Below are 21882 nucleotides of genomic sequence, written 5' to 3' on the forward strand. Positions count from 1 at the left end.
CCGCACCGGAACAATGTCTGGGCCAACTGTACCTATCTGCCGTGGCTGCGACCACCTGCGTCGGGCGGCGGCTCACTCCTGCAAACTCACCGGGATGGGCTGGTAGCGCGTTTTCGCACTGGTGTCCGCGGATCGGTTCTCCGGCGGTGTCTCGCTGGTGAGGCCACCGCCGGGCGGATCCTCCGGCGGCGGTTTCGGCGATCGATCAATGTCGTCGACTATGGCGCGAATCACGTTGAGCAAAGCGACACTGTGGTTGGCTATCACCGTCAGCAACGGGTGCTGTTCGCCACCGACCACCGCCGCCAGCGCACATACCGGACACCACACCTGTTGGCACTTGGCGGCCGCTTTGCCACCGGCCGACCCGGATGCCATCGAGGCCGCCGCGCGCATCGCGGGGTCGATCGCATCCAGGATTGCCTGTGCAAGCTTGCGCAGTTCGGGACCAACCTCGGTATGAACCCCGGTCACGTCGGCCACACCTCCGGATTGGGTCGAAATCGAACGGTCAGCTCGCTGCCCCGCAGTTGCGCGTCCAGCACCGTGCATCTGCGCAGTACGGACGCCAACCGGACTCTGCGCCGCACCCCGCCGGCACTGATGATCAGATCGTCGTCTGCGCGGCCCAGCGCCAGCGAACCGGGATCGAGCTGGGGCAACGCTAGCCGCAGACGATATACCGACTCAAGCCCCGACCCGGATTCCAGGTCCACAATAGGGCGCAGCGGGCCCGGCGGCGCCGACCCTCGGCGATGGCGGGCACTGTCGAGCAGGCCGCCCAGCGCCTTCGGGCCGATCGGCTCGCCGGACAGGTGCGGAACCAGCACCAGCGCCAGGTCACCGATGGTGGCGTCGAGTTCTTGCAGGACGGCGCGTTGCTCGGAGATGCGTTCGGCATACCAGTAGAAGGCGGGGTGGTCGGGAAGGCTGCGGTACTCGTAGGTCTCGTCCCGGACCAGCACCTGATTGATCAGCAGCTCCTCGACGCGTATCCCCATCAGCGCCAATGAACCCAGCGTGCGGGCTGCCTCGGCGGCTACCACCCGCTCCGGGGTCAGCACCAGATGGGCGCCTACCAGGTCACCGTCGGTCAGCATGACGCTGAGCCGGTCCACGCTGGCGTTGGTGCGCTCCAGCAACTCCACCAGTGCGGCGGACCGGTTGTCGTCGATGGCGAGCCGACGATGGCGTGGCCACGCGCGCTCCACGTACATCCCGAAGGTCGCCGGCAGCGTCAACATTCGCAGCGCATCCGCGGTCGACGCGCAGTCGACGACGACGCGGTCCCAACGTCCGCTGGTGGCAAGCTCGCCGACGGCGTGCAGCCCGAGCACCTCCTGAATCCCGGGCAACGCCGAGAGTTCTTCTGGCGCAACGCTACTCAGCTCGGAACCGGGGAATCGTCGGTCCAGGGCGTCGACGACGTCTCGCCACCGGTCCTCGAGCAGCGCCAAGGTGTCCAGCGCCAAGGCGTCGAGGAAGCCGCCGTCGGACCCGGATCGCCCGGTTTCAAGATCGGCGAGAACGCGGACCGGCTCGCCCCGGCCGGTTGGCGGCACCGAGATGCCCAGCACATCACCCAGTGAGTGCGCCTGGTCGGTGGATACCAGCAGCACTCGCTGACCAGCACCGGCATCACAAACCGCGGTGGCGGCCGCCAGTGTGGATTTTCCTACCCCGCCTTTACCGACGAAGAGACTGATCCGGGCCGGGGCTGACGCCCGGAATTCACTGGACTCACTCAGCCTCGACTCGTTTCTTCAGATCCTTTAACGCTCCGTCGATCAACCTGCGTTCGGCTTTGCGCTTGAGCATCCCGATCATCGGGACGGCGAGGTCGACGGCGAGCTCATAGGTCACATCCGTTCCAGAACCGTTGGGCTCCAAGATATATGAACCTTCGAGAGACTTCAGCAGGGAGCTGGATTCCAGAGTCCAGCTCAGCGATTGGCGGTCCGCCGGCCACTGGTAGGCCATGATCAAGGTGTCCCTGAAGATGGTTGCGTCCATCAACATCCTGGCCCGTTGCGGGTATCCCGCGTCGTCAGCCTCGAGGACCTCGACTTCCTTGTACTCCGAAATCCATTCCGGGTAAGCCTCGATGTCGGCGATCGCCTTCATCACCTCGCCTGGAGCCGCGTCGATGTAGATCGTCTGCCTCGTCTTGTCCGCCACCTGGCAAATCCCTTTCCCGTTTCCTCGCACTGCGCGTCGATTCGTCGGGAATACCCGCCATCCGGCACAAAGGCTACTCCCGATGCCCAGCTTGAGCCTCACTCGAGCCCACTCGACCCGGTTAAACTACCGGAGAAACCCCGACGGGGCGTGCTTGTTCCACTGTGGTTTTGACCTCGAACGCCATTTTCTTCGCTGCCACCCGGCGGCGGTGGGTTATTTTGGCCAGATTCATCCGGGCCAGTTGCCAGGCCGCCGCCGCGGTCGGTTCGGCGTGCAGGAAGTAGTGCAGCACCACCCCGTCCATCGACGGTTCCAGCCAGATTTCCATGGTGCCGGTCAATGCCCCGGTAACCGCCCACCTCATGCCCTTGTCGGCGCGGTCCTCGGTGACCTCCAGCCGCAGATCAGGCCACCACCGGCGCCACTTCGACGGGTCGGCGATCGCAGCTCCCACCCGTGCGCCATCCGCGGCGACATACGTCTGGTCCGCGATCTGGATGCTGTTCATAGCCACAGCTTCACACACCCCCGCATCGACGGCCAACGGCGCTCGGCTCGGTCGGCAAACCCACCCGACCAGCAACCACCTGGCCGCCCTAATGCCCGGCTAGGCTGGGGTGAGGGGGGCTACCCGCAAAAACGTCAGTTGGAGCGAGGTCAACAAGGTGCGTCAGTACAGTGTCCCTGCCCGCTTTTCCGTCGGCGAGCGCGACAACGTCGCGGCCATGGTATTCGAGCACGAGCGCGACGATCCCGGGTACGTCATCTACCAACGCCTCGTCGGCGGTGTCTGGACTGACGTGACGTGCGCCGAGGCGGCGCATCAGATCCATGGTGCGGCATTGGGTTTGATCGCGCTCGGGGTCCAGGCCGGTGATCGAGTGTCGATCTTTTCGGCCACCCGCTACGAGTGGGCGATCCTGGACCTGGCCATCCTGGCGGTGGGTGCGGTCACGGTGCCGATCTACGAGACGTCGTCGGCCGAGCAGGTCCGCTGGGTGCTGCAGGACTCCGAAGCCGTGCTGGCGTTCGCCGAAACCGACGCGCATGCCGCGATGGTCTCCGAGTTGGCCGGCGACCTGCCCGCCTTGCGCCGGGTGTTGCATATCGACGGTTCCGGCCGCAAGGCGCTCGACCAGCTCGAACAGGAGGGCACGTCGGTTGACCCGACGGAACTGACGGCTCGCCTCGAGGCGCTGCGGGCCCACGACGCGGCCACGCTGATCTACACCTCGGGCACCACCGGACGACCCAAAGGCTGTCAGCTCACCCATTCCAACCTGCTGCACGAGATCCGCGGCACCCGGGAATGCCTGCCCACGCTGTTGTGCCCGGGACAGCGGCTCCTGGTGTTCTTGCCGCTCGCCCACGTGCTGGCCCGGTCGCTGACGCTGTCGGCGTTCGCCAGCAAAGTGACCGTGGGGTTCACCAGCGATATCAAGAACCTGCTGCCGCAGTTCGCGGTGTTCAAACCCACGGTGGTGGTCTCGGTGCCTCGGGTTTTCGAGAAGGTGTACAACACCGCCGAGCAAAATGCCGTCAACGACGGCAAGGGAGCGATCTTCAAACGCGCCGCCCAGACCGCGGTCGATTGGAGCCGGGCCTGCGACGGCGGCCGCCCCGGACTGCTGCTGCGCGCCAAACATGCCGTTTTCGACCGGCTGGTCTATCACAAATTCCGTACGGCGCTCGGCGGCGACTGCCATGCTGCGGTCTCCGGCGGGGCGCCGCTGGGCGCGCGGCTGGGCCACTTCTACCGCGGCGTGGGTTTGACCATCTACGAGGGGTACGGCCTGACCGAGACCAGCGCGGCGATCACCGTCAACCAGGTGGGCGCCCTCAAGATCGGGACAGTCGGAAAGCTGTTGCCCGGCAACAGCTTACGCATCGCCGGCGACCAGGAGCTGTTGGTGCGCGGCGGCGTGGTGTTCACCGGCTATTGGCGCAACGAGCAGGCCACCGCGGAGGCCTTCACCGACGGCTGGTTCCGCACCGGTGATCTGGGCGCGATCGACGAGGACGGCTTCTTGACCATCACCGGCCGCAAAAAGGAGCTCATCGTCACCGCCGGCGGTAAGAACGTTGCCCCCGCCGTGTTGGAGGACCAGCTGCGGGCACACCCGCTGATCAGTCAGGCAATGGTGGTCGGAGATGCCAAGCCGTTCATCGGCGCGCTGATCACCATCGACTCGGAGGCGTTCGCCGGCTGGAAGCAGCGCAACAGCAAGCCCGCCGACGCGTCGGTGGGCGACTTGGCCACCGATCCCGACCTGGTGGCCGAAATCGATGCGGCCGTCAAGCAGGCGAACCTGTCGGTGTCGCATGCCGAGTCGATCCGCAAGTTCCGCATTCTGGGCGTGGACTTCACCGAGGACACCGGCGAATTGACACCGACGATGAAGGTCAAGCGCAAGGTGGTGGCCGAGAAGTTCGCCGACGAGATCGAGGCGATCTATACCAGCGGCTAGCCGCCCAGCAGGCCGGCCAGCCGGGTCGCCAGTATGTCCCAGCGCCAGGTGGCCGTTACCCATTCCCGGCCGGCAGCGCCCATGGCGGCGGCGCGGTCGCGGTCGATCAGCAAATCGGTGACGGCATCAGCCACCTTGTCCACCGAGGTGCCGTCGACAACCAGCCCAGTCTTATTGTGCTGCACGGTTTCCGGGGCCCCGCCGGATTCGCCGGCGATTACCGGCACGCCGCTTGCCGACGCCTCGAGAAACACGATCCCCAGGCCCTCGACGTCCAATCCGGCACCGCGGGTGCGGCACGGCATCGCGAACACGTCAGCCAACGCGTGATGCGCCGGTAGCTCGTCGTCCGGCACGCCGCCGGTGAACGTCACGTGGTCGGCCACCTTGCAGTCCATCGCCAACTTGCGCAACGCCGGTAGGTAAGGGCCGCCCCCGACGATCACCAGCGCGGCCCCGTCGACGCGCCGGCGGATCGCCGGTAGCGCCTTGATCAGCGTGTCCTGACCCTTGCGTGGCACCAGCCGGGACACGCACACCACCACGGGCCGCTCGTCCAGCCGGTACCGCTGACGCAGTTCGGCGCGCGCGGCCGGGTCCGGCCGAAATCGGTCGCTGTCCACCCCGGGCGGCAGGTATTCCAGCGCCGCGCCGGGTCCGAAGGCGGGCGCGAACCGGGCTTTGGTGTAGCGACTGACAAAGGTCACCACGTCCGCGCTGTCCCCGATTCGGCGCAACACCGACCGCGCGACCGGAAGCATCGACCACCCCACTTCATGGCCGTGTGTGCTGGCCACTATCCGGGTGGCACCGGCCCGGCGCGCCCGCGACGCCAGCAGCGCCAGCGGGGCGGCAGCCCCGAACCAGACGGTATCGATGCAGTACTCGGCGATCAGGGCGCGCATGCGGCTGTCGACGGCCGGCGCGGGCAGCATCAGCGTGCCGGGATGACGCACCACGCGATAGCCGGCTGCACGGGCCGCGTCGTCGTATGCCTGCGCCCCCTTCCATTGCGGTGCGTACACCGTCACCGAGTGCGATCCGGCTTCGACCAGCCGCCCGACGAACTCTCCGAGGTAGGACTGAATGCCGCCACGTCTGGGCGGAAAGTCGTTGGTTACCAGCAGGACCCGGCTCACCTGCGTCAGGTCAATCGGCCAGCCATCCCTGCCAGCGGGCGAGCAGCCCGGCAGGGTCGGTCTTCAGTACGGTGCGCGCGGCGGTTGCGAAATCCGGGTGTCCGGCACCGCACGCGGCCAGGTAGAGCCCGCGCAACGCGGTCGTCCCGTAGATCTGCGCGACGAACCTGGCAAACCACCACGCCCGGTCATACGCCAGTGAACGCCGCGGTCCCGCGGTGTCCAGGTCGTCATCTGACGGCAGCGCCCGGGGCAGCACATCGACGGGCGGCCTGGACGCCGGTCTGGCGACGAAATCGGCCACCCCCTCGGTCAGCCAGCGCGGTGCGTCGAGCGCGGTGTCGACACGCGCGGCGTAGTGAAAAAGCTCATGCGTCAACACAATTCGCAGCGCAGCTTGGCTCAAGCGGCCCGCGCCCGGCGCGAATACGATCCGTTGGCCGGCGGCGGTCCGGCGGGCGGTATCGACGTGCTCGACGACGGTCACCGCCGCGATATCGGCCCACTGCGACGCCGGCCCGCCGCCGACGGCAGTACGGAACTGGTCATCGGAATCGGCGGCCACCACCGAGATCTCGTGCGGCCAATCGGTGCCCCAGAAGGCCGCAACCGCGTCGATCGCGGGACCAAGGTTCGCCGCGACACGGGATAGCAGGGGCTCACTGTCCGCGCCGCCGAGGCCGATCAGCCGGACGGTGCGGCCACCGACGACCACCGGGGTGAGGCCGGCGTCGTCGACTCGCGCCGCCGGCGGTGCTGCCGAGCTGTCGCGTACCGGGGCCGGCAGAGCGGTTGCCGCAACCAGCTCGGCCACGAAGACGAAGGCCAGCGTGATCGACAGCCACCGGGGCCGGCGGCGAAGCCACGCCACGAGGTGGTCAGTAGCGACGGGCGTCGTAGATCGGGCCCGAGGCGGTCATCGGCACTACCCGCACCGGTTGGCCGAAGGTGGACGAGTGGACCATCAGACCGTCGCCGATGTAGATGCCGGCATGTGAGGCGTCGGAATAAAAGGTCAGCACGTCACCGGGCTGCAGGTCCGACAGCGCCACCGGCTGACCACCATGGGCCAGCGCCTGACTGGAGTGCGGCAGAGCGATCCCGGCTTGCTGGAACGCCCACATGACCAGTCCGGAGCAGTCGAAACCGCCGGGCCCGGCGCCACCCCATGCGTACGGAGTGCCGATCTGGGTCAAGGCCGCCTGCACCACGGTCGCCCGGTCGCCGCCACCGCCGCCGCCAGGAGCCAGGAACGGTGTATCGGACACTCCGCCGGGAGCGGGCGCCTCGCCGGGGGTAGGCGCACCCTCGGGCGGAGCGCCCGGTGGCAGACCTTCGGGCGCCGGCCCGGGAACGTCTGGTACCCGCGCCGGAATCGGTCCCGGGTCGGCGAGCGCGGTGCGCTGCTCCGGCGTCAGGGCCTGATATTGCGACTTCACGACGGCGATCTGCACCTGCAGCTGGCTCTGCTTGTGCTGCAGATTGGCCCGCACCGCCGCGGCCTGTTCGGCGGCGGACTTGGCATCGGCAGCCGACTTGACCGAAGCCTGCTCAGCCTTGGCGGCCTGTTCTCCGGCGGCCCGGAAACCGGCCATCTGCGTGGACATTTGCCGCGCCATCACCCGCTGCACCGAGAGACCGTCGATCAGCAGCTGCGGCGATTCCGCCGTCAAGATCGCATCCAAGCCGTTGGTCCGACCACCCATGTAGGTGGCGGCCGCGACCTTGTTGACGGCGGTCTGGAAGGTGGCCAGGCGCGCTTTCGCGGCGGCGAGCGCGGCCTGGTCGTCGGCGAGCTTCTTTTCCGCGGCCTGCTGCGCCGCAAGCTTCGCGTTCAGGTCGAGTTCTGCGCTGTGCATCGCCTCGGTGGTCTGTTCGGCCTGCCGCGATAGCTCGTTGAGTTTCGCCAGCGCGTCGTCGGCGGGGTCGGCCATCGCACTCGCGGCCAGGATGCCGGACAACACGGTGAAGCCCGCCAACGAACCGACTGCGGACCGCTTGATGACGCGCGCGATCGAATGCCTACAGTCGAGCCTCAAGATTTGCTTCCTTAAACTGCCATCGGCCTAGCGCCGTCGAGCTGGTTTAGGTCTCAAACAGGTTACGAAATGGTCTCGGCTTTTGTCCAAAGGGGGGAGTTAAGAAAATGGCAAGATTTCTGTCATTTTCTTGTGAGAGAGCGCGACTTTGCGCTCCACCACCATACAGGCTCGATCAGGCAACACCCGACGCAGCACCCGGCCCCCGGCCACGCCGGATCGGGACGAGACGCAATCTCGGAGCTAACCCGGCATCGGCGAGTGCCTCGAGGGCGGCTTGCTCGTCGTGCAACAACGTGTCGGGCGCCCCGAGCAAGACACTCACCACACAATCGCGGCAGGCACTTCCCCGCACCGCGCACTCGTCACAGTCGATCACCACCTCCCCCGGTTCGGCTGCGCCGCCAGAGCATTCGCCACCGCTGTGCCATGCGTTCCATGCCATCAATCCCGGTCCTTTCGGTAAGACGTTCGATCGCAATTGGGGCCGCGCCGAAGGCTAATCGCCGGCACCGACAACTCGGGCGCGGTGAGGATCGAGCGCTGCCGACCCGTGCCCGGCGTGGGAACCGTCGGCTGTCGGTGCGGCTGCCTAACGTCACCGCCATGGGTGCGAGCGTCGGAACTCAACTGAGTCTCGCCGGGCTCGACCCGCTCGCATTTCCCGGCATCGACGCGGCGGGGGCTCCGGGCCCGCCCTCCGACGAGCTATTGCCGCTACGGGAGACCACCTTCGTAGTGGTCGACTTGGAGACCACCGGTGGCCGCACCATGGGCACCGAGGCGGCCCCGCCGGACGCCATCACCGAGATTGGGGCGGTCAAGGTGCGCGGCGGGACCGTCCTCGGCGAGTTCGCCACGCTGGTGGACCCGCAGCGCAGCATCCCGCCCCAGATCGTGCAGCTGACCGGGATCACCACGGCCATGGTGCGTGACGCCCCCGTCATCAGCGCCGTTCTGCCGATGTTTTTCGAGTTCGCCGGCGACTCGGTCTTGGTCGCCCACAACGCGGGGTTCGATACCGGGTTCCTGCGGGCCGCCGCGCGGCAATGCGACATCACCTGGCCGCGGCCGAAAGTCCTGTGCACGGTCCGCCTGGCGCGGCGGGTGTTGAGCCGAGAGGAAGCGCCCAGTGTGCGGTTGGCCGCATTGGCGCGGCTGTTCTCGGTTGCCACCCAACCCACCCACCGCGCCCTCGACGATGCCCGTGCCACCGTCGACGTCTTGCATGCCCTGATCGAGCGGGTCGGCAACCAGGGCGTGCACACCTTCGCCGACCTGCGTTCGTATCTGCCCAACGTGAGCCCGGCGCAGCGCCGCAGACGGGTGCTGGCCGACGGTCTGCCGCACCGGCCGGGAATCTATGTGTTTCGCGGACCGTCGGGCGAGGTGCTCTACGTCGGCACCGCGGTCGACCTGCGCCGCCGGGTCAGCCAATACTTCAACGGCGCCGACCCGCGCGGCAGGATCAAAGAAATGGTCACGCTGGCCACCGCCGTGGACCACGTCGAGTGCGCGCACCCACTGGAAGCCGGCGTGCGTGAGCTTCGAATGCTGGCCGCACATGCACCCCCGTACAACCGCCGATCGAGATTTCCGCTGCGCTGGTGGTGGGTGGCGCTCACCGAGGAAGCGTTTCCGCGCCTGTCGGTGGTTCGAGCCCCGCGACACGACCGGGTCATCGGCCCGTACCGGTCCCGGGCCGACGCCGCCGAGACGGCAGCCCTGCTGGCGCGCTTCACCGGGGTCCGTACCTGTGCCAAGCGGCTGGCGCGGTCGGCTCTGCACGGCCCGGCCTGTCCCGAGCTGGAAGTGTCGCCCTGTCCCGCCGCCCGGAACGTGACCGCCGAGCAATACGCCGAGACCGTGCAGCGCGCGACGGATTTAATCGACGGACGCGACAACACCGCGCTGGCCGCGGCGGTCCAGCAGGTCACCGCCCTGGCGGAACGACATCGTTACGAGAGCGCGGCGCGGCTGCGCGACCATATCGCCACCGCGATCGAGACGCTGTGGCGTGGTCAGCGGTTGCGGGCGCTGGCCGCCCTACCGGAGTTGATCGCCGCGGCGCCGGACGGCGGTGGTGGCTACCAGTTTGCTGTCATCCGCCACGGCCAGCTGGCCGCGGCCGGTGCCGCCCGGCGCGGGGTGCCACCGATGCCGGTGGTCGACGCCCTGCAGGCCGGTGCCCAGGCGATTATTCCGGCCGAGGCGCCACTCGGCGGCGCGCTGGTGGAGGAGACCGCGCTCATCGCCCGCTGGCTCGCGGCGCCGGGGGTGCGCATCGTGCGGGTCACCGGAATTCCGGTTGCCGGGGGCGCCGCCGAAACGGCGGGCTGGGCAACACCGTTGCGCTGCGCCGGCGCCTGGGTGGCGTGGGCGGCATCGGCCCGTTCGGCGCGGCTGGCCGTCGAGCAGGCACCCGGCCCGATGGGGCGGCACTCCCCGCACCAGGACCCGCCGCACCGCCAGGCCGACAGCTCAGAGCTGCTGGCTGAACCGCACCCATCGCGCGAGCAACTGTTCGGCCGCGCCGCTGTCGATCGCCGCGCTGGCCCGCTGCAAGCCGTCCTCCCATGCGGGCAGCCATTCAGCCCGGCTGGATAGCCCGGCATGGGCGACGATCGCGCCGGCGGCGTTGAGCACCACCGCATCTCGGATCGGGCCCTGAGCCCCGCCCAGCACGGCGCGGGCTTCGGCCGCGTTGGCCTGCGCGTCGCCCCCCAGCAGCTCGTCGAGCTCGGCACGTGCGAAGCCAAATCCCGCGGGATCGAAAGTCAGTTTGTCGACGGTGCCCGCCTGCACCCGCCAGATCGTGCTGGTGGTCGTCGTGGTCAGCTCGTCGAGCCCGTCGTCGCCGTGCACCACCAGCACGCTGGACCGGCGCGCGGCAAACACCCCGGCCATCACCTCGGCAAGGTCAGCGAACGCGCAGCCGATCAACCCGGCCCGCGGCCGCGCCGGATTCGTCAGCGGCCCAAGCAGATTGAACACCGTGGGCACGCCGATCTCGCGGCGCACCACCGAAGCGTGCCGGTACGACGGATGGAATTGCGGCGCAAAGCAAAAGCCGATCCCGACTTCCTCGAGGCTGCGCACCACCTGATCGGCGTCCAGGTCGATGCGCACCCCGAGCGCTTCCAGGGTGTCGGCCCCCCCGGACAACGACGACGCCGCCCGGTTGCCGTGTTTGACCACGGGCACACCGGCGGCGGCCACCACGATGGCCGCCATCGTGGACAGGTTGACCGTGTTGATCCCGTCGCCACCGGTACCGACAACATCGACGGCGTCCTGGGGAACGGCGTGGGCCGGCATCGGACGCGCGTGGTCGAGCATCACGGCGGCCAATTCGGCGACTTCGTCGGCGGTGGGCACCTTCATCGTCATCGCCACCGCGAACGCGGCGATCTGGGCCGGCCGGGCGGCGCCGGCCATGATCTGATCCATGGCCCAGGCCGCCTGGCCCCGCGCCAAATTGCCCCCGGCCGTCAAGCGACCCAGAACCTGCGGCCAGGAGGTCACCGAAGGGGTCGCCGAAGCCGACGCCCGCGGGGGCCGACCACCGGGAGATCCTGCACCTGACCGAGCCACGCGCCGATGGTCGCATGCCGGCCGGCCACCGCCCAACGCGCGGCCGGCGACGCCGGGCATGCGGCGGCGCACGGCTGTGAAACGACGCGCGGAAGGCGAATTTGTGCCCCGGGTAGAGTTCGACAACTACAAAGCGTCATACTTGCGGATGTGACGAGTGCTGTAGGGACCTCGGGTACTGCCATCACGTCGCGCGTGCATTCGCTGAACAGACCGAACATGGTCAGTGTCGGCACCATAGTGTGGCTTTCCAGTGAGCTGATGTTCTTTGCTGGCCTGTTCGCTATGTACTTCACCGCGCGCGCTCAGTCCGGCGGGAAGTGGCCGCCGCCGCCGACCGAACTCAATCTCTATCAAGCGGTGCCGGTGACGCTGGTGTTGATCGCGTCGTCGTTCACCTGTCAGATGGGAGTGTTCGCCGCCGAGCGTGGCGACGTGTTCGGGCTGCGCCGCTGGTATGTGATCACATTCCTGATGGGTCTGTTCTTCATCCTGGGCCAGGCCTACGAGTACTACCACCTGGCCACCCACGGGACGACCATCCCGGGCAGCGCCTACGGCAGCGTGTTCTATCTGGCCACCGGCTTCCACGGGCTGCACGTGACCGGCGGCTTGATCGCCTTCATCTTCCTGCTGGTCCGGACCGGGATGAGCAAGTTCCCCCCCGCGCAGGCAACCGCCAGCATCGTCGTCTCCTACTACTGGCATTTCGTCGACATCGTGTGGATCGCGCTGTTCACCGTGATCTATTTCATCCGATGAGCCGGCCCCCCCGAACAGGCATGAATAGGAGTGCTCAGTTGAAAAGACTGGGATTCACCCGATCCGGCGGCAGCGAGCAACGGAACAATCGCTCGCGGCGACGCCTCCACCGGCGGTTGTCGGGCGGGTTGCTGCTGCTGATAGCGCTCACCGTCGCGGGCGGCCTGGCCGCCGTACTGACGCCCACCCCGCAGCTGGCGGTAGCCGACGAGTCGTCCTCGGCGCTGCTTCGCACCGGCAAGCAGCTGTTCGACACCTCGTGCGTGTCCTGCCACGGGGCCAACCTGCAGGGCGTGCCCGATCACGGGCCCAGCCTGATCGGCGTCGGCGAGGCGGCCGTCTACTTCCAGGTCTCGACGGGTCGGATGCCCGCCATGCGGGGTGAGGCTCAGGCGCAGCGCAAGGAGCCGATCTTCGACGAGACACAGATCGACGCACTCGGCGCCTATGTGCAGGCCAACGGCGGCGGCCCCACCGTGGTCCGCAATCCCGACGGCAGCATCGCCACCAAATCCCTGCGAGGAGACGACCGGGGGCGCGGCGGCGATCTGTCCCGCCTCAACTGCCCCCCCTGCCACAACTTCACCGGCAAGGGCGGCGCACTGTCGTCAGGCAAATACGCCCCCGACCTGGGGCCCGCCAATGAGCAGCAAATCCTGACGGCGATGCTAACCGGGCCGCAGAACATGCCGAAGTTCGGCGACCGCCAGCTGTCCTTCGAAGCGAAAAAGGACATCATCGCCTACGTGCGTACGGTCGCCGAGGAGCGGTCGCCCGGTGGCTACGGACTTGGCGGATTCGGACCCGCGCCCGAGGGGATGGCGATGTGGATCATCGGCATGGTCGCCGCCATCGGGCTGGCACTGTGGATTGGGGCGCGATCATGAGCGACGGCTCTCCCGTGACCGGCGACGCCAAAACCGGCGTCGGCTCGGACACCGACAAGGGCACCGGCGCGGCCCATGAGCCGGACGAGGCTGCGCTGGCCGCGATGTCGCAGCAGGAACTGCTCGACCTGGGCGGCAAACTCGACGGTGTCCAGATCGCCTACAAGGAACCCCGCTGGCCGATCGAGGGCACCAAGGCCGAGAAACGCGCCGAGCGCGGAGTCGCGGTTTGGCTTTTGCTGGGCGGTGCATTCGGACTCGCCCTGCTGCTAATTTTCCTCTTCTGGCCATGGCAGTACAAAGCCACGGGAGAGTCCGGAAGTTTCCTGTACTCCCTCGCCACCCCGCTGTACGGACTGACCTTTGGGCTATCCATCCTGGCAATCGCAATCGGGGCGGTGCTGTTCCAGAAACGCTTTATCCCCGAAGAGATTACGGTCCAGGACCGGCACGACGGCGCGTCTCGCGAGATCGACCGCAAGACGGTGGTGGCCAATCTGACCGACGCCTTCGAGAGCTCGACAATCCGGCGCCGCAAGCTCGTCGGGCTGTCCTTGGGCATGGGATTGGGCGCATTCGGGCTCGGCACCCTGGTTGCGTTTGCCGGTGGCCTGATCAAGAACCCGTGGAAGCCGGTCGTCCCCACCGCCGAGGGCATGAAGGCCGAGCTGTGGACGTCCGGGTGGACCCCGCGCTACAAGGGAGAGACGATCTATCTGGCGAGGGCCACCGGTTTGCACGACGGGCCACCGTTTATCAAAATGCGCCCCGAGGATATGGACGCCGGCGGCATGGAGACGGTGTTCCCCTGGCGGGAATCCGATGGTGATGGCACCACCGTGGAATCCCACGAGAAGTTGCAGGCCATCGCGATGGGAATTCGCAATCCGGTGATGCTCATCCGTATCAAGCCAAGCGATTTGGGCAAAATGGTCAAACGTCAAGGCCAGGAGAGCTTCAACTTCGGCGAATTCTTCGCCTACACCAAGGTCTGCTCGCACTTGGGTTGCCCGGCATCACTGTACGAACAGCAGACCTATCGAATCCTGTGCCCGTGTCACCAGTCGCAGTTCGACGCGCTGCACTTTGCCAAGCCGATATTCGGCCCGGCGGCCCGCGCGTTGGCGCAACTGCCGATCACTATCGACTCCAACGGATATTTCGTCGCCAACGGCGATTTCGTCGAGCCCGTCGGACCGGCATTCTGGGAGCGCACAACATCATGAGTCCTAATCTCCGTCCTCCGAAAATCGGTGATGTGCTGGCCCGTCAAGCCGAGGACATCGACACCCGGTATCACCCTTCGGCCGCGCTGCGCCGACAGCTGAACAAGGTGTTTCCGACCCACTGGTCGTTCCTGCTCGGTGAGATCGCGCTGTACAGCTTCATCGTCCTGCTGATCACCGGCGTGTACCTGACGCTGTTCTTCGACCCGTCGATGACCGAGGTCACCTACAACGGTGTCTATCAACCTTTGCGCGGCGTCGAGATGTCACGCGCCTACGAAACGGCACTGGACATCTCGTTCGAAGTTCGGGGCGGGTTGTTCGTCCGCCAGATCCACCACTGGGCCGCATTGATGTTCGCCGCGGCGATCATGGTGCACCTGGCGCGGATTTTCTTCACCGGGGCCTTCCGGCGGCCGCGCGAGGCCAACTGGGTCATCGGGTCGCTGCTGCTGATCCTGGCGATGTTCGAGGGGTACTTCGGCTACTCGCTGCCGGACGACCTGCTGTCGGGTATCGGCCTGCGGGCAGCGCTTTCGTCGATCACGCTCGGCATGCCGGTGATCGGCACCTGGTTGCACTGGGCGCTGTTCGGCGGGGATTTCCCGGGCACCATCCTGATTCCCAGGCTCTATGCGCTGCACATTCTGCTGCTGCCCGGAATCATCCTGGCGCTGATCGGTTTGCACCTGGCATTGGTGTGGTTTCAGAAGCACACCCAGTTCCCGGGCCCCGGCCGGACCGAGCACAACGTGATCGGCGTACGGGTCATGCCGGTGTTCGCGTTCAAGTCCGGCGCATTTTTCGCCGCGATCGTCGGCGTGCTGGGCTTGATGGGTGGCCTGCTGCAGATCAACCCGATCTGGAATCTGGGTCCGTACAAGCCGTCACAGGTGTCGGCCGGCTCGCAGCCCGACTTCTACATGATGTGGACCGAGGGGCTGGCTCGTATCTGGCCGCCGTGGGAGTTCTACTTCTGGCACCACACCATTCCCGCGGCGGTGTGGGTGGCGCTGATCATGGGCCTGATCTTTGTGCTGCTGATCGTCTACCCGTTCCTGGAGAAGCGGTTCACCGGCGACTACGCGCATCACAACCTGCTGCAGCGGCCACGCGACGCCCCGGTCCGGACCGCGGTCGGCGCGATGGCCATCGCCTTCTACATGGTGCTCACCTTGGCCGCCATGAACGACATCATCGCGTACAAGTTCCACATCTCGCTCAACGCGACGACCTGGATCGGCCGCATCGGCATGGTGGTGCTTCCGCCGTTCGTGTACTTCCTCAGCTACCGGTGGTCCATCGGACTGCAGCGCAGTGACCGGTCGGTGCTCGAGCACGGCGTCGAGACCGGCATCATCAAGCGGCTGCCGCATGGGGCCTACATCGAGCTGCACCAGCCGCTCGGCCCGGTCGACGACCACGGTCATCCGCTACCGCTGGAGTACCAGGGCGCTGCTGTTCCCAAGCGAATGAACAAGCTTGGGTCGGCCGGCGCGCCGGGTAGTGGCAGCTTCTTGTCCGCAGATCCGGCATCGGAGGACGCGGCGCTGCGGGAGGCCGGTCATGCCGCCGAGCAACGTGCCCTGACCGCGCTGCGCGAATACCAGGACAGTATCGCCGGCTCGCCCAACGACGAGCACGGCCAGCACTAGGGACGAGACGGCCGGCAAGCCAGGCACCACCCCTGCGCCGGCTTCGTTTCGGCCCGGGCTGTCGACCAGCCTGGACTCCGGGAGCTGCTCCACAGCGGCCAGTCGCAGGTGCGCACTCGTCGCGGATGCGGCCCCGCTCACTGCGCAACGCCTCGGTGTGCAATGCCGCACCCGGCTACCCGGTGACCGTCGGCGTGCCACCGCCGGATGACCGGTCAAGGCAAGAACCAGGCGATTGCCGGTTGCCGGGTCGGGTTATCGCTCGGCGACTGCGCGGCGCAGCTGCCGGACGTGGTACCACTCGATCGCCGGCATCCCTGCGGTGATGACCGCCGCGGCGCCGTAGCTGGCCCATGATGCGCCGTCGTGACCGACGGCCATCAGATATGTTGCCAACGCCGCACCGATCAAGGCGGTGCCGATGGCACCGGTCAGCGCGACGGTTCCCCGCAGCCAGATGCGATCCACCGCTTCACCGGACCGCTCGGCGGCCGCCTCGAAAGCACGAACTTGATCTCGGCGGGTCGAGCCGCCGACCGTGGGCACCGCGGGCTTCCCCGGTCCAGCCGGTGGTCTGCCAAGCGCACGTGGCGGCGCCGGCCTCGGCGCCGACTCGGCCCCCGACGTGCGGCGAGCCCGCAACAGCACCGGAATCGCCCCCGCAATGATCAACGCGGAGACGATGATGACGGCGTACAACACCCACGTGGTGTGGGAGTCCCTCGCCACCTTGTGAAAGCCCCGTCCGAGGTCGGCCAGCGCGACCGCTGCGGCGACGCTTACGCCGACCAGCATCAGCCAGACCGCCGCACACGCGCCGATCAGGATGCGGTCGACGACGGCTGGAGCCACGATGCCGTCCGGCCCACGCCGGTATGCGGAGTATTTGCCGAGCATCAGCAGCTCGTTTGCGGTGCGTCGTTGTTGTTCGATGACAGCACCGTCCCGTCGCTCGTGGTGATTGAGCAGTTGAGTTTGCTGACCCGGAAAAGACTGGACGCCTCCACCGAGCCCACGTCAGATTGTGAGATCGGTGTGACGGTCATCGACCATGGAATGTAGACGTTGTGCTGCGTCCGCCGGCGCCCCGAAGCATCGACGTAGGTCACCGAGATGATGTCACCGGGCGCTTTGGTGCCGGTAACCGAATAGGTGACTTGTCGCGGGCCAGCCGGAGTGGTGGTGGTTGTGGGCGGTGGTGCCGCCGCCGTCGTCGTCAACGGAGGCGGTGCCGGCGGGGTCGTCGCTGGGGGCGGGGGCGGGGGCGTCACGGTCACGGTCTGCGTCTCCGTCGCTGTCGGGATCTCGGTGGTGGGCGGTGGTGGTGGCGGCGGTGGTGGCGGCGGTGGCTGGGTCGTCGTCGTTATCGCGTCCTGTATTGGTGGCGCCGAGGAGGAGGTAGTTGCCGGGTTGGCCAGTCTTTGGGATCCGGTGCGGGTGACGAGCAGCGACACCGAAACCACCAGGGCGATGGCGGCCAGTATGGCCGCCACGCCGACCACCCATGGCCAGCGCGGAGCGCCATCTTCGTCGTCGGCGTCCGACGCTTCGTCGAAGGTGTCGTAGTCGTAAAGACTGAGATCAGCCGGCAGATACGGCGCGCTGATGAATTGCTCGGACTCTGGCGCCGAGTACGCACGGGAGTAGGCTTCGGTTTCTCCCGTGGGGTATGCCGCCTCGAAGCGGCCACTATCGTCAAGCGGTTTCAGTGCTCCGCCCTCGGCGCCGGCTGCCAGCTCATCACCGGTGTCGCTCAAGGCTTCCAGTTCGGCGCTGGAATCGCCGGCGGAATCGGGTTCTTCAGGTTCCCGTCCCGGCGGATTCGGCCCGCTCATGTTTGCCTACCCTGTCCAACTACCTCACCAGAGCGCTGGGCTCCGCGGCTGCATGTGTGCGCGTGCGCTCGGTGGATTCTCACTGTGTATCGCAAACCCTACCCAACCGGACAGGGCACAGAAGTCGCGGCTAACTGGCCGCCGATCAACTGATGCCCTGATTGTGACCTTTCCGGCTTTGATCAGTGCTTCTCGGGTCCGACGTAGTACTCGAATACCAATCCGGCCGCAGAGGCCAAGACGAATACCACGCCGGCAACAATGAGCCAGGGCAGCCATAGTGCGACGCCCGTCGCCGCCACCGAACCGGACAACGCAACCAGTATCGGCCACCAGCTGTGCGGGCTAAAGAACCCCAATTCCCCTGCGCCGTCGCTAATTTCGGCACCCTCGTAGTCCTCGGGCCGGGTGTCGAGCCGGCGAGCCACAAATCGGAAGAACGTGGCGACGATCAACGCCATGCCGCCTGTCAGCGCCAGCGCAGTTGTGCCGGCCCACTCGACCCCACCGGTGGCGAACATCGAAGTCAGCACACCGTAAAGCACCGCACACAACACGAAGAACGCGGCGACGAACTCGAAAAGCCTGGCTTCGATATGCATTGTGCAGTGTCCTAACCTTGGCTCGGGGCCAATTGACCGCGGCGGGCGTCGAACGGATGGGTTGTCACGGCGAGGGGCGGCTGGTTGATCGCCTGCAAGGCTTCGGCGTTGGTCTTACCGTCCATACGTTGCTGTAAGTAGGCCTTGAAGTCGTTGGGCGCCACCACGCGAACTTCGAAGTTCATCATGGCGTGGTAGGTGCCGCACATTTCGGCGCAATGACCGACGAACGCTCCGGTCTTGGTGATCTGCTCGATCTGGAAAATGTTGACCGAATTATTCGCGGCCGGATTGGGCATCACGTCACGTTTGAACAAGAACTCGGGCACCCAGAAGGAATGGACCACGTCGGCCGAGTTCAGCTGGAATTCGATGCGCTTGCCGGCCGGCAAGACCAGGACCGGAATTTCGTTCGTGGTGCCCAGCGTCTCGATCTTGTCGAAGTTGAGATAGCTGCGGTCCTCGGTGTTACGCCCAGCGACCGGTCCGACGAGCTCTTCACCGTGGGCGTCCTTGCCTTCCGGCTTGGATTCAACGGCGTGTTTACGGGCCTCGTCGGCCCCATCGTAGGTCAAGGTGTGGTCATGGAAGTCGACCCGCTGATAGCCGAACTTCCAGTTCCATTGGAAAGCCGTGACGTCGATCACGACCTCCGGGTCTTTGGTGGTGTGCAGCATCTTCTCCTGCACGACGACGGTGAAGTAGAACAGCACCGAAATGATGAGGAACGGCGTGACGGTCAGCACCAGCTCAAGGGGCATGTTATAGCCGAACTGTCGAGGAAAGTCGGCGTCGCTTCGCTTCTTTCGGTGAAAGACTGCCGTCCAGAAGATCAGACCCCACACGATGACCCCGACCACCAGGGAGGCGATCACCGCACCGACCCACAACTCCCGGTTGACGTGGGCTTCCGGGGTGACGCCCTCGGGCCAGCCGAGACCCAGCGCTTCCGACCAGCTGCAACCGCTCAGGGTGACGGCGAGCACGCCGAGGGCCCCGGCCAGTGCCGCCAGCCGAAGGCGTGGGGTGAGCCCGGGCGCTCCGCGCCGCCGACCGCCGGAACGGATCTCAGAATTGCCCTGCGACAAGCGATGCGAACGACCTGGCTCGCGAAGTGTCACGTTGCGCCTCCTGTAGCACAAGCTGGGCCGACTCGGGCTAGGCGCCGCTTCCGGCGGGAATCGTCGGCTAACTCGGATTCGAATACTACGCAGCGTAGACCACGCCGCCCGCGCAGGCGACGATGCGTGCCAAAACGGCCGACGGTGCCGCTACCTGGCCCGCGGTGGGGGCACCGCCGGATTGCGTGAGACGGTGCGCAAGCCCGCCCACGGCGGCGACCAGGCGACACGATGCGGCCCCTTGGGGAAATCCACATCGTGAACCGACGCGCGCGAGATGCGGTCTCCATCATCATTACCCGAAGGCCGCGCCCGGGCCGCCGCGCCTCGTGCGGCATACTGGGGCGCCGTGTGCGGACTGCTGGCCTTCGTCGCGGCTCCGGCCGGCGCTGCCGCGACCCAGGGGTCCGACGCTGCTGCCCGCAGCGCCGCGGAGGCCGACAGCGCGATCGCCCGCGCGTCGCATCTGATGCGCCACCGTGGCCCCGATGAGCCGGGCACCTGGGTTGACCCGGACGCCGACGGATCGGTGATCTTCGGGTTCAACCGGCTGTCCATTATCGACATTGCCCATTCCCATCAGCCGCTGCGGTGGGGGCCACCAGAGGCGCCGGAACGGTACGTGCTGGTCTTCAACGGCGAGATCTACAACTACCTGGAGCTGCGCGACGAACTCGCCGGCCGGCACGGCGCCGTATTCGCCACCGACGGCGACGGCGAGACGATCGTCGCCGGCTACCACCACTGGGGCACCGACGTGCTCAAGCGGCTACGCGGGATGTTCGCCTTCGCGCTGTGGGACACCGTCAGCCGCGAATTGTTCTGCGCCCGCGACCCGTTCGGCATCAAGCCGCTGTTCCTGGCGACCGGTAGCGGCGGCACCGCGGTGGCCAGCGAGAAGAAATGCCTGCTCGACCTCGTCGGCTTGCTGGGACTCGACACCCGAATCGACCGCCGGGCGCTGCAGCACTACACCGTGCTGCAGTACGTGCCGGAGCCCGAGACGTTGCACCGCGGGGTCCGCCGCCTGGAATCAGGCTGTTACGCCTGGATTCGGCCCGGGCAAGAGCCGGAGATCACCCGTTACTTCGTGCCGCGTTTTGCCGCCACCCCGATCACGCCCGACACCGAGCAGGCGCGCTACGACGAGATCACGGCGGTGCTGGAGGACTCGGTGGCCAAGCACATGCGGGCCGACGTCACCGTCGGCTCATTTCTGTCCGGAGGCATCGACTCCACGGCCATCGCCGCCCTGGCCATCCGGCACAATCCGCGGCTGATCACGTTCACCACCGGTTTCGAGCGAGAGGGGTTCTCCGAGCTCGACGTCGCGGTGGCCTCGGCCCAGGCGATCGGCGCGCGCCACGTCGCCAAGGTGGTCAGCGCTGAGGAGTTTGTGGCCGCCCTGCCCGAAATCGTCTGGTATCTCGATGAACCGGTGGCCGATCCGGCGCTGGTGCCGCTGTTCTTCGTCGCCCGGGAGGCCCGCAAGTACGTCAAGGTCGTGTTGTCCGGAGAAGGCGCCGACGAACTGTTCGGCGGCTACACGATCTACCGCGAGCCACTGTCGCTGAAACCGTTCGACTACCTGCCGCGGCGGCTGCGGCGGTCGATGGGCAAAGCCTCCAAGCCGCTGCCGGAGGGGATGCGCGGCAAGAGCCTGCTGCACCGCGGCTCGTTGACACTCGAGGAGCGCTACTACGGCAATGCCCGCAGCTTTTCCGACGCGCAGCTGCGCGACGTGCTGCCCGGCTTCCGCGAGGACTGGACCCATACCGACGTCACGGCGCCCGTGTACGCGCAATCGGCCGGTTGGGATCCGGTAGCCCGGATGCAGCACATCGACCTGTTCACCTGGCTGCGCGGCGACATCCTGGTCAAGGCGGACAAGATGACGATGGCGAATTCGCTCGAGCTGCGGGTGCCGTTCCTGGACCCGGAGGTGTTCGCGGTCGCCTCGCGGCTACCGCTGCAGGCCAAGATCACCCGTACCACCACCAAATACGCGCTGCGGCGCGCGCTGGAGCCGATCGTTCCGGCACACGTGCTGCACCGGCCCAAGCTGGGCTTCCCGGTGCCGATCCGGCACTGGTTGCGCGCCGGCGAGCTGCTGGAGTGGACCTACCAGATGGTGGGCTCGTCGGGGGCCGGACATCTCATCGACCTGAGCGCTGTCAGCCGGATGCTCGAGGAGCACCGGACCGGCGCCGGCGATCACAGCCGCCGGCTGTGGACCGTGCTGATCTTCATGCTATGGCATGCGATCTTTGTCGAGCACAGCGTCGTGCCGCAGATCGCCGAGCCGCAGTATCCGGTCCAGTTGTGACGGCCAGCAGACGCAGAGTCGCACGCGGAAGGTCTTCCGCGTGCGAC

Annotated in this window: 19 protein-coding genes and 1 pseudogene; 7 read left to right on the forward strand and 13 right to left on the reverse strand. The window is 67.0% G+C overall.

Going from position 1 to position 21882, the window contains the following annotated elements; all coding sequences use genetic code 11:
* Positions 1 to 72: 72 nt before the first annotated feature.
* From B4U45_RS02835 to B4U45_RS02850, 4 genes are all read right to left on the reverse strand, one after another.
* Positions 73 to 474 (reverse strand): hypothetical protein, encoded by a 402-nt coding sequence (locus B4U45_RS02835; RefSeq protein ID WP_075548801.1) that lies wholly within the window; start codon positions 472 to 474, stop codon positions 73 to 75.
* A complete protein-coding gene (locus B4U45_RS02840; RefSeq protein ID WP_082275576.1) occupies positions 471 to 1748 on the reverse strand; it encodes an ArsA family ATPase in 1278 nt (425 codons plus the stop codon). The genes B4U45_RS02835 and B4U45_RS02840 overlap by 4 nt, the downstream gene beginning before the upstream one ends.
* Complete coding sequence (locus B4U45_RS02845) at positions 1741 to 2178, reverse strand: SRPBCC family protein (protein WP_075548783.1); 438 nt, start codon at positions 2176 to 2178, stop codon at positions 1741 to 1743. The genes B4U45_RS02840 and B4U45_RS02845 overlap by 8 nt, the downstream gene beginning before the upstream one ends.
* Before the next feature lie 121 nt (positions 2179 to 2299).
* On the reverse strand, positions 2300 to 2689 hold the full coding sequence (locus B4U45_RS02850) for a polyketide cyclase / dehydrase and lipid transport (RefSeq protein WP_075548782.1): 390 nt from the start codon (positions 2687 to 2689) through the stop codon (positions 2300 to 2302).
* Between the two features lie 157 nt (positions 2690 to 2846).
* Here B4U45_RS02850 and B4U45_RS02855 point away from each other — a divergent pair, with 157 nt between their 5' ends.
* The gene (locus tag B4U45_RS02855; RefSeq protein WP_075548781.1) at positions 2847 to 4649 is read left to right on the forward strand and encodes an AMP-dependent synthetase/ligase; all 1803 of its coding nucleotides are present in this window, start codon (positions 2847 to 2849) and stop codon (positions 4647 to 4649) included.
* On the opposite strand, the gene pimB is transcribed toward B4U45_RS02855, so the two are convergent.
* The 4 genes from pimB to B4U45_RS02875 form a co-directional block, all read right to left on the reverse strand.
* On the reverse strand, positions 4646 to 5788 hold the full coding sequence (gene pimB, locus B4U45_RS02860) for a GDP-mannose-dependent alpha-(1-6)-phosphatidylinositol monomannoside mannosyltransferase (RefSeq protein WP_075548780.1): 1143 nt from the start codon (positions 5786 to 5788) through the stop codon (positions 4646 to 4648). The two genes, B4U45_RS02855 and pimB, sit on opposite strands and share 4 nt — an antisense overlap.
* Positions 5789 to 5798: 10 nt before the next feature.
* Positions 5799 to 6593: a hypothetical protein gene (locus B4U45_RS02865; protein ID WP_371687235.1), complete on the reverse strand. Its 795-nt coding sequence runs from the start codon at positions 6591 to 6593 to the stop codon at positions 5799 to 5801.
* Positions 6594 to 6666: 73 nt separating this feature from the next.
* The gene (gene ripC, locus B4U45_RS02870) at positions 6667 to 7827 is read right to left on the reverse strand and encodes a peptidoglycan hydrolase RipC (protein WP_075548778.1); all 1161 of its coding nucleotides are present in this window, start codon (positions 7825 to 7827) and stop codon (positions 6667 to 6669) included.
* Positions 7828 to 8002: 175 nt separating this feature from the next.
* Positions 8003 to 8272 carry a hypothetical protein gene (locus B4U45_RS02875; RefSeq protein ID WP_240316434.1) on the reverse strand — a complete coding sequence of 90 codons (270 nt, stop codon included), beginning with the start codon at positions 8270 to 8272 and terminating at the stop codon, positions 8003 to 8005.
* 161 nt (positions 8273 to 8433) lie between these two features.
* Between B4U45_RS02875 and B4U45_RS02880 the strand changes: the two are divergent.
* Positions 8434 to 10371: pseudogene (locus tag B4U45_RS02880) on the forward strand (DEDD exonuclease domain-containing protein); the annotation flags it as partial.
* Here the strand turns inward: B4U45_RS02880 and trpD are convergent.
* Positions 10309 to 11421: an anthranilate phosphoribosyltransferase gene (trpD, locus tag B4U45_RS02885; protein WP_075548800.1), complete on the reverse strand. Its 1113-nt coding sequence runs from the start codon at positions 11419 to 11421 to the stop codon at positions 10309 to 10311. The pseudogene B4U45_RS02880 and the gene trpD overlap by 63 nt on opposite strands.
* 150 nt (positions 11422 to 11571) lie before the next feature.
* Between trpD and ctaE the strand changes: the two genes are divergently transcribed.
* The 4 genes from ctaE to qcrB are packed head-to-tail and all read left to right on the forward strand — an operon-like array spanning position 11572 to position 15951.
* Entirely contained in the window at positions 11572 to 12183 is a 612-nt protein-coding gene (gene ctaE / locus B4U45_RS02890; RefSeq protein ID WP_219859313.1) for an aa3-type cytochrome oxidase subunit III, read from the forward strand.
* A gap of 38 nt (positions 12184 to 12221) precedes the next feature.
* Positions 12222 to 13070: a cytochrome bc1 complex diheme cytochrome c subunit gene (gene qcrC / locus B4U45_RS02895; protein WP_219859314.1), complete on the forward strand. Its 849-nt coding sequence runs from the start codon at positions 12222 to 12224 to the stop codon at positions 13068 to 13070.
* Positions 13067 to 14296, forward strand: coding sequence for a cytochrome bc1 complex Rieske iron-sulfur subunit (qcrA, locus tag B4U45_RS02900; protein WP_075548799.1), 1230 nt, complete (start codon positions 13067 to 13069; stop codon positions 14294 to 14296). Before qcrC ends, qcrA begins: the two co-directional genes overlap by 4 nt.
* Positions 14293 to 15951, forward strand: a complete 1659-nt coding sequence (gene qcrB, locus B4U45_RS02905) for a cytochrome bc1 complex cytochrome b subunit (protein WP_075548775.1) — start codon at positions 14293 to 14295, stop codon at positions 15949 to 15951. The genes qcrA and qcrB overlap by 4 nt, the downstream gene beginning before the upstream one ends.
* A 255-nt stretch (positions 15952 to 16206) precedes the next feature.
* Here qcrB and B4U45_RS02910 read toward each other — a convergent pair whose 3' ends face one another.
* The 4 genes from B4U45_RS02910 to ctaC all read right to left on the reverse strand — a co-directional run bounded on the left by B4U45_RS02910 (position 16207) and on the right by ctaC (position 19509).
* A complete protein-coding gene (locus B4U45_RS02910; protein ID WP_075548774.1) occupies positions 16207 to 16848 on the reverse strand; it encodes a DUF2561 family protein in 642 nt (213 codons plus the stop codon).
* Complete coding sequence (locus B4U45_RS02915; RefSeq protein ID WP_219858610.1) at positions 16848 to 17786, reverse strand: MmpS family transport accessory protein; 939 nt, start codon at positions 17784 to 17786, stop codon at positions 16848 to 16850. Before B4U45_RS02915 ends, B4U45_RS02910 begins: the two co-directional genes overlap by 1 nt.
* A 182-nt stretch (positions 17787 to 17968) precedes the next feature.
* On the reverse strand, positions 17969 to 18388 hold the full coding sequence (locus B4U45_RS02920; protein ID WP_023364906.1) for a cytochrome c oxidase subunit 4: 420 nt from the start codon (positions 18386 to 18388) through the stop codon (positions 17969 to 17971).
* Positions 18389 to 18399: 11 nt separating this feature from the next.
* Positions 18400 to 19509 (reverse strand): aa3-type cytochrome oxidase subunit II, encoded by a 1110-nt coding sequence (ctaC, locus tag B4U45_RS02925; protein ID WP_075545218.1) that lies wholly within the window; start codon positions 19507 to 19509, stop codon positions 18400 to 18402.
* Between the two features lie 349 nt (positions 19510 to 19858).
* Here ctaC and asnB point away from each other — a divergent pair, with 349 nt between their 5' ends.
* Complete coding sequence (gene asnB, locus B4U45_RS02930; protein WP_075545219.1) at positions 19859 to 21835, forward strand: asparagine synthase (glutamine-hydrolyzing); 1977 nt, start codon at positions 19859 to 19861, stop codon at positions 21833 to 21835.
* Positions 21836 to 21882 lie beyond the last annotated feature (47 nt).

This window comes from Mycobacterium persicum (assembly GCF_002086915.1).
Taxonomy (GTDB): domain Bacteria; phylum Actinomycetota; class Actinomycetes; order Mycobacteriales; family Mycobacteriaceae; genus Mycobacterium; species Mycobacterium persicum.

Excerpts from the sequence above, each read along its gene's own strand:
- B4U45_RS02875 (WP_240316434.1), bottom strand. The coding sequence starts at position 8,272 with ATGGCATGGAACGCATGGCACAGCGGTGGCGAATGCTCTGGCGGCGCA.
- B4U45_RS02850 (WP_075548782.1), bottom strand. The coding sequence starts at position 2,689 with ATGAACAGCATCCAGATCGCGGACCAGACGTATGTCGCCGCGGATGGC.
- B4U45_RS02910 (WP_075548774.1), bottom strand. The coding sequence starts at position 16,848 with ATGCTCGGCAAATACTCCGCATACCGGCGTGGGCCGGACGGCATCGTG.
- qcrB (WP_075548775.1), top strand. The coding sequence starts at position 14,293 with ATGAGTCCTAATCTCCGTCCTCCGAAAATCGGTGATGTGCTGGCCCGT.
- qcrA (WP_075548799.1), top strand. The coding sequence starts at position 13,067 with ATGAGCGACGGCTCTCCCGTGACCGGCGACGCCAAAACCGGCGTCGGC.
- B4U45_RS02920 (WP_023364906.1), bottom strand. The coding sequence starts at position 18,388 with ATGCATATCGAAGCCAGGCTTTTCGAGTTCGTCGCCGCGTTCTTCGTG.
- B4U45_RS02915 (WP_219858610.1), bottom strand. The coding sequence starts at position 17,786 with ATGAGCGGGCCGAATCCGCCGGGACGGGAACCTGAAGAACCCGATTCC.